Origin of the sequence: Phenylobacterium sp. (assembly GCF_016793285.1) — a bacterium.
Taxonomy (GTDB): domain Bacteria; phylum Pseudomonadota; class Alphaproteobacteria; order Caulobacterales; family Caulobacteraceae; genus Phenylobacterium.
Genome location: NZ_JAEUMO010000249.1, coordinates 1 through 10848 on the forward strand (window position 1 = coordinate 1; position 10848 = coordinate 10848).

General features: G+C 71.7%; 14 protein-coding genes. 12 read left to right on the plus strand and 2 right to left on the minus strand.

Annotated elements, in window-relative coordinates; translation table 11 throughout:
- Positions 1–439 precede the first annotated feature (439 nt).
- The 6 genes from JNL41_RS21210 (at position 440) to JNL41_RS21235 (ending at position 4482) form a co-directional block, all read left to right on the plus strand.
- Positions 440–715 carry an addiction module antitoxin gene (locus JNL41_RS21210; protein ID WP_293478182.1) on the plus strand — a complete coding sequence of 92 codons (276 nt, stop codon included), beginning with the start codon at positions 440–442 and terminating at the stop codon, positions 713–715.
- A gap of 109 nt (positions 716–824) precedes the next feature.
- Positions 825–1031, plus strand: coding sequence for a hypothetical protein (locus tag JNL41_RS21215; RefSeq protein ID WP_293478184.1), 207 nt, complete (start codon positions 825–827; stop codon positions 1029–1031).
- A gap of 10 nt (positions 1032–1041) precedes the next feature.
- The gene (gene ubiA, locus JNL41_RS21220) at positions 1042–2025 is read left to right on the plus strand and encodes a 4-hydroxybenzoate octaprenyltransferase (RefSeq protein WP_293478186.1); all 984 of its coding nucleotides are present in this window, start codon (positions 1042–1044) and stop codon (positions 2023–2025) included.
- Between the two features lie 344 nt (positions 2026–2369).
- Positions 2370–2999, plus strand: a complete 630-nt coding sequence (locus tag JNL41_RS21225; RefSeq protein WP_293478188.1) for a TetR/AcrR family transcriptional regulator C-terminal domain-containing protein — start codon at positions 2370–2372, stop codon at positions 2997–2999.
- Positions 2999–3991 (plus strand): fatty acid desaturase family protein, encoded by a 993-nt coding sequence (locus JNL41_RS21230; protein WP_293478190.1) that lies wholly within the window; start codon positions 2999–3001, stop codon positions 3989–3991. Before JNL41_RS21225 ends, JNL41_RS21230 begins: the two co-directional genes overlap by 1 nt.
- Entirely contained in the window at positions 3988–4482 is a 495-nt protein-coding gene (locus tag JNL41_RS21235) for an SMI1/KNR4 family protein (protein WP_293478192.1), read from the plus strand. The genes JNL41_RS21230 and JNL41_RS21235 overlap by 4 nt, the downstream gene beginning before the upstream one ends.
- Here JNL41_RS21235 and JNL41_RS21240 read toward each other — a convergent pair.
- Positions 4443–4871: an MmcQ/YjbR family DNA-binding protein gene (locus JNL41_RS21240; RefSeq protein WP_293478194.1), complete on the minus strand. Its 429-nt coding sequence runs from the start codon at positions 4869–4871 to the stop codon at positions 4443–4445. The genes JNL41_RS21235 and JNL41_RS21240 overlap by 40 nt on opposite strands.
- Before the next feature lie 35 nt (positions 4872–4906).
- Here JNL41_RS21240 and JNL41_RS21245 point away from each other — a divergent pair, with 35 nt between their 5' ends.
- From JNL41_RS21245 to JNL41_RS21270, 6 genes are all read left to right on the plus strand, one after another.
- Positions 4907–5557 carry a 50S ribosomal protein L11 methyltransferase gene (locus JNL41_RS21245; RefSeq protein ID WP_293478196.1) on the plus strand — a complete coding sequence of 217 codons (651 nt, stop codon included), beginning with the start codon at positions 4907–4909 and terminating at the stop codon, positions 5555–5557.
- 41 nt (positions 5558–5598) lie between these two features.
- Positions 5599–5946: a VOC family protein gene (locus JNL41_RS21250; RefSeq protein WP_293478198.1), complete on the plus strand. Its 348-nt coding sequence runs from the start codon at positions 5599–5601 to the stop codon at positions 5944–5946.
- 13 nt (positions 5947–5959) lie between these two features.
- Positions 5960–6802: an FkbM family methyltransferase gene (locus JNL41_RS21255; protein ID WP_293478200.1), complete on the plus strand. Its 843-nt coding sequence runs from the start codon at positions 5960–5962 to the stop codon at positions 6800–6802.
- Positions 6803–6844: 42 nt separating this feature from the next.
- Complete coding sequence (locus JNL41_RS21260; protein WP_293478202.1) at positions 6845–8608, plus strand: gamma-glutamyltransferase family protein; 1764 nt, start codon at positions 6845–6847, stop codon at positions 8606–8608.
- 103 nt (positions 8609–8711) lie between these two features.
- The gene (locus JNL41_RS21265; protein WP_293478204.1) at positions 8712–9242 is read left to right on the plus strand and encodes an OmpA family protein; all 531 of its coding nucleotides are present in this window, start codon (positions 8712–8714) and stop codon (positions 9240–9242) included.
- A gap of 143 nt (positions 9243–9385) precedes the next feature.
- Positions 9386–9736 carry an MmcQ/YjbR family DNA-binding protein gene (locus JNL41_RS21270; RefSeq protein ID WP_293478206.1) on the plus strand — a complete coding sequence of 117 codons (351 nt, stop codon included), beginning with the start codon at positions 9386–9388 and terminating at the stop codon, positions 9734–9736.
- A gap of 109 nt (positions 9737–9845) precedes the next feature.
- Here JNL41_RS21270 and JNL41_RS21275 read toward each other — a convergent pair.
- On the minus strand, positions 9846–10848 hold a 1003-nt coding region (locus JNL41_RS21275), incomplete at its 5' end, for an alpha/beta hydrolase (RefSeq protein ID WP_293478208.1).

Sequence of the window (10848 nt, forward strand, 5' to 3'; positions counted from 1 at the left end):
GTGGTCATGTTCGGTCTCGAATGCAGGGCGCCGGACCGGGGCTCCATCCGGGGAGCGCGCACGGGCCGGGGCGGAACGGGGTGTCTGACGTGACGGGCGCTGCGGGCGGCGAAGCGCCCGGAGGACCGCGGATCGGAGGAAGCTTGGGGTCGCGCGGGATCGCTTCGCTCTGGTGGCCGCGCAGGCCACGGAGCGAAGCGGCTCGGACTTAACGGAGCGGCGGCGGCGGTCCGAGGCGCAACCGGAGTTTCGGCGAAGCAGACACTGCCATGCTGACCCTCCCGTTCGAGCCTCGAAGACCCTCAAGCTAGGCGGGGCGTCATGCACGGTCAAGCAAGCGCGGACCGCTGTTCGCGCATCGTCCGGCGGGGTTGCGGCCAGGCCACACCCCCTTCCTCGCGTGATGTATCCCTTATGTTGTGGACAATGGAGACGTGCGATGTCCAAGCCGATGACGCTCAACGTCCATGTCAGCGGCGCGCTGCGCGAGTTCGTGGCCGACAATGTGGGCGAGGACGGCGTGTACGAGTACGTCAGCGAGTACGTCCGCGACCTCATCCGCCGCGACATGGAACGGGTCGACCAGGTCAAGTTCGAGCGGTTGAAAGCCGAGCTGCACGCCGCCTTCGCCGCGCCGGACGACGCGTTCGTGCCGCTGATGGACGTCGAGGACGTGATCCGGCGCGGTCGTGAGCGCCTCGCCCGATCCCGGTGAGCCGCCTCCGAAATCCTGCCGGGCGCCGAGCATCGGGTCGACGACATCTATCTCGATGCCGGCCTGCGATGGGGCGCCGCTCAGGCCGACCGCTACCTGCGTGGCCTGCATGAGCGCTTCCACGCGATCGCCGCGCGACTTCCCGTGGCGGCCGCTTTCCGCCGAGTTGGGGGCGCAAGGCTACGCCTGTCGCTGCGAGTCCCACACGATCTACTGGCGCGTCCTGGCGAACGGCGACGTTGGTATCGTCGGCGTGCTGCACCGGCGGATGAATCAAGTTGCCCGCGTCCGCGACGATCTCGCCGAAGGTGCGTAGAACGCGCGTCATGACCTCGACCGCCCCGCTCCCCGACGCCGCGCCGACCAACTGGGTCGATCGCCATGCCCCTGCGGTGCTGCGGCCATGGCTGAAGCTCGGGCGATTCGACCGGCCGACGGGGATCTGGCTGCTGATGCTGCCCGGCTGGCAAGGGATCGCGCTGGCGGCGGCCGAGCAGGGACGGTTGCCGAACCTGCAACTGCTGATCCTGTTCTTGCTCGGCGCGGCGCTGATGCGCGCGGCGGGCTGCGCCTACAACGACATCGTCGACCGCGACATCGACGCCAGGGTCGCCCGCACCGCGGGGCGCCCCGTCGCCTCGGGCCAGATCGGCGTGAAGGGCGCGTGGGCCTACGTCGTCGCGTGCAGCCTGGTCTCGCTCGTCATCCTGCTCTGCCTGTCGCCACTGGCCATCGCGCTGGGCGTCGGCTCGCTGGCGCTGGTGGCCATCTACCCGTTCATGAAGCGGATCACCTGGTGGCCGCAGGCGTGGCTGGGGCTGACGTTCAACTGGGGCGCCCTGATGGGCTACGCCGCCGCGACCGGAACCTCGGCGCTCGCCGCCGCGTGGCAGTATCAGACGCAGGACTTCTTCTATCTGGACACCGGCCGGCTCGGCTACGCGGCCGGCTTCCTCTACCTCTCGGGGATCTTCTGGACCCTGGGCTACGACACGATCTACGCGATCCAGGACCTGGAGGACGACGCCCTGGCCGGCGTGAAGTCCTCGGCCCGCAAGCTGGGCGACAGGGCGCCGCGCGCCGTGGCGGGCTTCTACCTGGTGGCCGTGGCCGCCGCGTTCGTGGCCGGCGCGGCGGGGGGCCTGGGCCTTCCCTACGACCTGGCGCTCTTCGCCTTCGCCGTCCACCTCGGCCTCCAGGCGCGCCGCGTGAAGACCACCGACCCGGTCCTGGCGCTCAGGCTGTTCCGGTCCAACACCTGGGCCGGCGCGATCCTGTTCCTGGCGCTCGCCGTCGGCGCGTTCCGCTAGACCGGGGCCGTGGCCTGCCCGCGGCCTGCCGCCTAACGCTTCGCCGCCCAGCCCGGCAGCGCCATGCCTTTCGGGCGTCGCTTCCGACCCATCAACCGCATCAGTCCGTCGAGCAATCCCCGGCTCATACGCACACTCCCACAAGCTGCCGGAGCCTCGCCTAGCGGGGTGACCGCGTCGTGACGACGCGGCGAAAAGATGCGGCGACAAAATCGCGCACGAGGGGAACCCTACTCGCACTGGTAGAGCTTGCAGACGCGCGCGCGCCGCCCGGCTGCCCGCCGCCGACGCCGGGGCGAGCGAGGCGCTTTGACTCCCGTTCTTGTATGTCATACAAACAAGGCATGACGAGCGCCGAGGCCATCGCCGACGTCCGAGCCGTGCGCGAGCCCGGCCGGCGGATGCGCTCGCGCCTGCTGGACGCCGCGGTCGAGCTCTTCAAGGCCAGCGGGCTTTCGGGCGTCTCCGTCGCCGAGATCGCCACGGCGGCCGGCGCCTATCCCAGCCAGGTCACCTACTACTTCCGCACCAAGGAAGCGCTGTTCGTCGAAGCCGCCTGCCGCGAGATGCTCTACGTCGCCCGCCAGGCCGAGCAGGCCGCCGCCGGGGCCCCGAGCGGCTCGCGCTACAACCGCCGCCTGGTCGAGACCGTGATCGGCTCGCCGGGCCTCGCGCTCTTCGTCGAGGCGCTCTCGCTCACGCGGCGGCGCCAGGACCTCAGGCCGCTGGTGGACCGCACCTTCGAGCGCCTGCACGCCGAGGGCGACCGCGCCTACGCCGAGACCCGCGCCCGGCGCGGCTGGGCGCAGGCCACCGACAGCGCCACCGTCGCGCGGCGCTTCTGGACGCTCGCCCTCGGGGTCGCGCTGCGCGAAGGCGCCACCGAGGCCACCATCGCCGAGGCGGTCGACGAGATGACCGCCCTGCTGCGCCCCGAACCCCGCAACGACACACCCCGCACTGGAGACCGCTGATGGCCGCCGCCGCCCGCGTCGCCCCCAAGGACTACTTCAGCCCCGCCGAGTGGGCGCCCCTCTCGGCCCGGTCGTCGTGGAAGGGCCTGGCGCTGATGGCCCACGGCTGGGCGGTGATCTTCGCCGCGGCCGCCATGGCGATGGCGTGGCCGATCACCATCCCGCTGGCGGTCATGATCATCGGCGCCCGCCAGCTCGGCCTCGCCATACTGATGCACGACGCCGCCCACGGCGCGCTGCACCCGAACCTCAAGGTCAACGACTGGGTCGGCGAGACCTTCACGCCCGGCGGCCTGGTGCAGTACCGCACCTATCACCTGGGCCATCACAAGTTCGCCCAGCAGGCCGAGGATCCGGACCTGGGCCTCTCGGCCCCCTTCCCGATCTCCCGCGTCAGCCTGCGCCGCAAGATCGTCCGCGACCTGACCGGCCAGACCCACTTCAAGCAGCGCTGGGCCCCGCTCATCCGGCGCATCCGCGAGCGCAAGCCGGGCGAGAGCGCGCTCTCGATCCTGGCGCGGTTCGTGACGTCGCGGCCGAAGTTCTTCCTGGGCGCGATCGCCACCATCGCCGTCACCGCGCCCTTCGGCTACGGATGGGCGTGGTTCGTGCTGTGGTGGCTGCCGTCGGCGACGTGGCTCCCGATGATCACCCGCCTGCGCAACATCGCCGAGCACGCCTGCGTGGCCAAGGACGAGCCCGACCCGCTGCGCCACGCGCGCACGACGCACGCCAACATCCTCGAGCGCATGTTCCTGGCGCCCTACTATGTGAACTACCACTGCGAACATCACATGTTCATGCATGTGCCCTGCTACAATCTGCCCCGCACGCACCGGCTCCTGAAGCAGAAGGGCGTGCTGCCCGGCATGCTGACGGCGCCCAGCTACCTCGATGTGCTGCGGCTGGCGTCGTCGAGACCCGCCGACCAGGACACCGGCGGCAACCTCACGCCGGAGGAGCGCGGCGTCGTCCGCACCGCCATCCAGTGACGCCCTCGCAGCTCGCCCTGCAGCGGTTCGCGACCAAGTGGGGCGACGAGGCCTGTCCGCCGGCGACGGTAGACCCCGGCGACCTCGCCATCGCGGAGTACCGCATCGGCCGGCTGTTCCCCGCCGCCTACCATGACGCCCTGGTCGCCGTCGGCCTGCCGAACCCGACCGCGTCGCTGCTGGCCAGCATCGTCGAGGCCGACGCCGACTTCGGCGACGTGAGCGCGTTCCTGACGCCGGCGGACATCGTCGCCCACCTCGACGCCTTCCGCACCGCCGCGACGCCCGACGCCTTCGTGGCCTTCGCTGCCGACAGCATGGGCGACCGCTACGGCTTCCTCTGCCCGCGGTCCGGCGGGCGCCGGCCGTCCGACGGCCCGGTGCTGCGCATGAACCACGAGACCGGCGAGACCGAGGAAGCCGCGGCCTCGTTCCTGGCGTGGCTGCTCGACTACGCGGACCTGGCGTTCGTGCGCCTGGAAGAGGCCTGAGCGACCGGCCCGTCCCCGCCTCCGCCCAGCGCGCCCGCCAGCCGCTTCGGCGCCGCCAGCGTCCAGCTCGTCCGCAGCCGCGCCTCGACGAGCGCCCAGTCCGCCTCAGCCAGCGCCACCGCCACCCAGCCGCCCGGCCAGAGGTAGGCCGGCCTGGAATAGGTGGCGGGGTCGGCCTCCCAGAGCATCTCCTGCTCGTCGCGGCCCGACGTCTTGACGCAGACCACCGTCATCCCGTCGCCGTGGTGGTTGTGGCGGAAGTAGGCGAACATCTTGCCCGCCACGTCGAAGGCCGGGATGCCGTGGCTGATCCGCTCGCCCGTCTGCGGCAACGCCAGGCACAGCGCGCGGACGCGATCCTCGGCGGCTTTGGGGTCGGCGGCCAGCATGGCCCCAGCCTAGCGCGTCGGCTACACCCCCGCCAATGATCGCCGACCGCCGCCAGTTCATCCTCGACAACACGCGCCCGCAACGGCCTCCGCACACGCCCGAACTCACGCTGCGCCTCGCCGACGAGATCACCCCGATCTGGAAGATGACCGAGGAGGCGCTGTCGGAGATCGGCCTGCCGCCGCCGTTCTGGGCCTTCGCCTGGGCCGGCGGCCAGGCGCTGGCCCGCTACGTCCTGGACAACCCGGCCGTCGTCGCCGGCCGGGGCGTGATCGACTTCGCGTCCGGCTCGGGCATCGTCGCCATCGCCGCGGCGAAGGCCGGCGCGGCGCGGGTGCTGGCCGCCGACATCGACCCCTTCTGCGCCGCCGCCCTGGCGGTGAACGCCGAGGCCAACGGCGTCGCCTGCGGCTTCACCGACGCCGACCTGCTCGACGCGCCCCCGCCCGCCTGGGCCGAGGTCATCCTGGCCGGCGACATCTGCTACGAAAAGCCGCTGGCCGAGCGCGTCATGGCCTGGCTGGCCGCCGCGCGCGCGGCCGGCGCCGCGGTCCTGATCGGCGACCCCGGCCGCAGCTACTTCCCCCGCGAGGGCCTCGTGAAGCTGGCGCAGTACGAGGTGCCGACCACCCGCGAGCTGGAGGACATGGAGGTCAAGAAGACGGCGGTCTGGACTCTGCCCTGACCCTGGCCTAGTTGGAACAAACGAGGAACTTAAAGGATCACATGCGCGAAGACGGCAAGGTCGACTACATCGAGCTCCCCGGCCGCCAGCTCGCCGACACCAGGCGCTTCTACACGGCCGCCTTCGGCTGGGCGTTCGTCGACTACGGTCCCGACTACGCCGCCTTCAACGAGGGCCTCGACGGCGGCTTCCAGAGCGCCAGCGCCGACGAGGGCGCGGTCGATCGCCCGCTGGTCATCCTCTACGCCCACGACCTCGAGGCCATGGAGGCCAGGGTGAACGCCGCCGGCGGCCAGATCACCCGCCCCATCTTCGCCTTCCCCGGCGGCCGCCGCTTCCACTTCACCGACCCCGCCGGCAACGAACTCGCGGTCTGGAGCGAGGGGTAGCGGCGCGCGGGGATTGCCCGCACTCTCGGCGCCGATGCTCGACGTCACCCGCGCCTACGGCCTCAACTTCCTGGTCCCCGCCGCCGACCGCGGGGTGGGCCGCGCGCTGCGGGAAGCGGGCGAGTTCGCGCGGCCCGAGCTGGAGCTGATCCTGGCGGCCTGCGACGGCGACCTCCTGGACGTGGGCGCCAACATCGGGGCCATCGCACTCCCCTTCGCGGCGCAGCGGCCGCAGGCGCGGGTGGTGGCGGTCGAGGCGCACCGCAAGATCGCCCATATCCTCGCCGCCAACGCGCTCTCCAACCACCTCATGAACGTCGAGGTCTTCAACGTGGCGGCGGGCGAGGCCGCCGGGACGGTCGAGGTCCCGATGCCGCCGCTCGGCGACCTGGAGAACGCCGGCGCCGCCTCGCTCTACGACAAGCACGCCGTGACCGAGCGCGTCCGCATGGCGCCGCTGGACGAGCTGGCGCCGCCCGCCTGCCGCTTCGTGAAGGTCGACGTCGAGGGCTTCGAGCCCCGCGTGCTCCAGGGCGCGACGCGGCTCCTGAACGAGGTCCGCCCGGTCTGGCTGGTCGAGGCCGCCAGGGACCGACCCAACGCCGTCGCCAAGACCCGCGCGATCCTGGAGGCCGCGGGCTACGGGCTCTGGTGGTTCTTCTCGCCGTTCGTCACCGGCCGCCCGGCCAAGCCCGCCTTCGACGAGCGGCCCCTGCGCGGCGACGTGTCGTTCCTCGCCTGCGACGGCGCGCCGCCCTGGCCCATGAACCCTGTCGCGGGCGACGCCTGGCCGCAGGACGTCGCCGACTTCCCCTACCTCGCGCGCTACGGCTTCACGAGCGCGCGCCTCGGCTAGAACCTGCTACACCTGCGCGCCTCTCGAGTTCCCGGAGTCTCCATGCGCCGCCGCACCTTCCTCGCCGCCCTGCCCGTCGCCGCCGCCGCGCCGGCGCTGGCCACCTCGCGGGCCGAGAACCCCAACCGCGACCGGCCCGACGTGCGCATCGGCGACCGGATCGACGGCGCCACCTTCGCCGGCCGCTCGGCCGTCTGGGGCGTCCACGGCGCGGCGGCCACCGCCCACCCGCTGGCGACGCTCGCCGCCGTCGAGATCCTGAAGGCCGGCGGCTCGGCCGTGGACGCCGCCATCGCGGCCAACGCCATCCTCGGCTTCGGCGAGCCCATCGCCTGCGGGATCGGCGGCGACTGCTTCGTCATGCTGTGGGACCCGAAGCAGAAGAAGGTCGTGGGCCTGAACGGCTCGGGCCGCAGCCCCCGGGGCCTCAGCCTCGAGACCGTGCGCAAGCGCGCCAAGCCGAACGGGATGCTGCCGTCCTACGGCGCGATCACGGTCAGCGTCCCGGGCGCCGTGGACGCCTGGTGGAGCCTGCACCAGCGCTACGGCAAGCTGCCCTGGAAGGACCTCTTCCAGCCGGCCATCCGCCACGCCACGGAAGGCGCGCCGGTGATCCAGAACACCGCCTTCTACGTCGAGGCCTCGAACCGCAACTTCACCAGGCCCGACGCCGGCATCGAGGAGGTCGACAACTTCAGGAAGCTCTGGGCGCCCGACGGCAAGACCCCGCGCGAGGGCGAGATCTTCAGGAACCCCGACCTCGCCGATACTTACCGCCTGATCGCCGAGGGCGGCGGACGCGCCTTCTACGAGGGCGAGATCGCCGAGCGGATCGAACGCTACTTCAGGCGCATCGGCGGCTGGATGACCCGCGAGGACCTCGCCGCCCACCACAGCGAATGGGTCGAGCCGCGCGCCATCGACTATCGCGGCGTCGACGTCTGGGCGCTGCCGCCCAACAGCCAGGGCCTGGTCACGCTCCAGATGCTGCACATCCTGGCCCAGTTCGACGTGAAGGCGATGGGCTTCCAGTCGGCCGCCGCCATCCATCACGGCGTCGAGGCCAAGCGCCTGGCGTTCGAGGACCGCGCCCGCTTCTACGCCGACCCCGCCTTCTACAGGCAGCCGGTCGATTGGCTGCTCTCGAAGGAGTACGCCCAGGAACGCGCGAAGCTCATCAGGCCGAACCGCATCGCCCCGATGGTCTACCCCGGCAAGGCGCCCAGCCACGGGGACACGACCTACTTCACCACCGCCGACGCCGACGGGATGATGGTCTCGATCATCCAGTCGAACTACCGCGGCATGGGCTCGGGCCTGATCCCCGACGGCCTGGGCTTCATGTTCCAGGACCGCGGCGAGCTGTTCGCGCTCGCCGACGGCCACCCCAACATCTACGCGCCCGGCAAACGGCCCTTCCAGACCATCATCCCGGGGTTCGCGACCCAGGGCGGCGCTCCGCTCCTCAGCTTCGGCGTCATGGGCGGCGACATGCAGCCCCAGGGCCAGAGCCAGGTCGTCATGAACCTCGTCGACTTCGGCCTGGGCCTGCAGGAGGCCGGCGACTCGCCGCGCTGGCACCACGACGGCGGCATGGAGCCGACCGGCGAAGACCTGGGCCAGCCCGGCGTGCTCAACCTGGAGAGCGGCGTACCCGACAAGACCAAGGCCGAACTCGCCAGGATCGGCTGGACCTTCAAGCCCGCCCCCGGCGGCTACGGCGGCTACCAGGCCATCCAGCGCTGGCCGGGGCGCTACGCCGCCGCCACCGAGATGCGCAAGGACGGCGTGGCGCTGGCGTACTGACGCCTCCCCGCCCCTCCCGCGACGCAGGCGGAGAGGACGGGGGCGGCGGACTTATAAGTCTCTTATACTTGCCCACGGTGAAGCCAGGCGGCGTGTTCGGCCCATGATCACCACACGACACCTCGTCCTCGCCGCCGCGGCGCTCTCGCTCGCCGCCTGCGCCACGAAAACCAAGACACCGCCGGGCTCGGGCCTCGCCGAGGCTCCTTCGGCCGGCGCGCCCGACACCCCGACCCCGCCGACCGGGGGCGGCCCGAGCGCCGGGCGACTGCCGGCGACCGGCCAGGCCGCCTTCGCCGCCGAGGCCGGCGACCGCGTGTTCTTCGCCTTCGACAGCCACGGCCTCGAGGGCGCCGCGCGCGACACGCTGCAGCGGCAGGCCGCGTGGCTCGCGCGCAACGACGGTCCCGTCCTCATCGCCGGATCGACCGACGAACGCGGCACCCGCGAGTACAACCTCGCCCTCGGCGCCCGTCGCGCCGCGGCCGCGCGCGACTACCTCGCGGCCCAGGGCGTCGCGGCCAACCGGATGCAGACCGTCTCCTACGGCAAGGAGCAGCCGCTGGACCCCGCCTCGACCGAAGAAGCCTGGGCGCAGAATCGCAACGCTCACACGATCTTGAACGGCCGCTAGAGCATCGTGCCGAAAAGTGGCCGCCGGTTTTCGGCGATAACGATGCGCAATCAAAAACCTGGAGCGCGCTGTCTGATTCCCGAATCACGCAGCGCGCTCCAGGCAGGCTTTGCGCGGCGTGCGGCCGGCGCCATGCTGGCCGCATGACCCGCGACGAGATGCGCGAGATCGCGCTCGGCTTCCCCGGCGCCGAAGAGGGCGTGAGCTATGGCCGGCCCTCGTTCAAGGTGAACGGCAAATTCTTCACGCGCCTGCGCGCCGAGGACGACAGCGTCGTCCTCGTCGACGTGCCGCACGACGAGCGCGAGATGCTGATGGAGGCCGACCCGCAGACCTTCCACTTCACGCCCCACTACAAGGACTACCCCAGCGTGCTCGCCCGGATCGCGCACCTGCACCCCGGCTCGTTCCGCGCCTTCCTGGAGCGCCGCTTCCGCAAGATCGCCAGGAAGAGCGTCGTGAAGGCCTGGGAGGCGGAGCGGGGAGAAAACTGACCCCGCTCATCCCCGCGCATGCGGGGACCCAGGCTTGCTCCTTCACCACCCGACCATCCGAAGCCCCAGAGAACGAGTCTGGGTCCCCGCATGCGCCGGAATGAGCGGATCAGGGGGTCCACACCTCCGGCAGCCGCGCCGCCAGCCAGCGCGCCAGGTGGGCGTTCACCTCGCGGGGTTTCTCCTGGGCCATCCAGTGGCCGCTCTCGACGACGGCCTCGGTGAGGTCGGCGCACGCCGCGCGCATCGGCTCGGCCAGGCGCGAGTCCATCGTCTCGCAGACGTAGTCGTAGGCGCCGTGCAGGAAGAGCGCAGGAATCCCGATGCGCGGGCTCTTCGCTTCCGCGGCATAGGCGACGTTGGCCGCGCCGTTCATGTACCAACTGTCGGGGCCGAAGAAGCCGTTGCGCGCCAGCCCCTCGGCATAGGCGTCCTCGTCGGCCTGCGTCAGCACCGTCTCGTCGCGCGGCACGTCGGGCGGCCCGCCGCCGCCGAACCAGCCGCCGTTGGCGCGGGTGAAGGCCGTGCCGGCCGGCTGGCCCTTGCCCGCGGGGCCGCCCGCCCGGAACGCCAGCTTCACGAACGCCCGCGGGTTCGCGTCGAACCCGGCGCAGGCCGCCGCGAAGTTCTCGCGGTAGAAGTACATGTAGTCCCACTGGCCGACCGGGAACTGCGCCTGCGGGTAGACCTCGCGGTTCACCAGCGGCACGAGGTTCTCCGGCGAAAAGCCGTCCGGGATGTAGGGCACGCAGAGGCTGGCGACGCCGTGGCAGCGGTCGGGATGCTGCTGCGCCAGGCTCCAGACCACCGGCGCACCCCAGTCGTGGCCCACCCACACCGCCTTCTCGGCGCCGAGGTGATCCAGCAGTTCGATCATGTCCCGCGTCGACTCGCGCACGGCGTAGTCCTCGTGCCGCGGGTAGACGCTGGAACGGCCGTAGCCGCGCATGTCGGGCGCCACCGCATGGAAGCCCAGCCCGCCGAACACCGGAAGCTGATGGCGCCACGAGATCGAAAGCTCGGGCCAGCCGTGGACGAAGACGATCGGGGTCGCGCCCGCGGGCCCGCTTTCCAGGTAGGCGCTGGTGTGGCGCGCGCTCTTCGCGACGCCC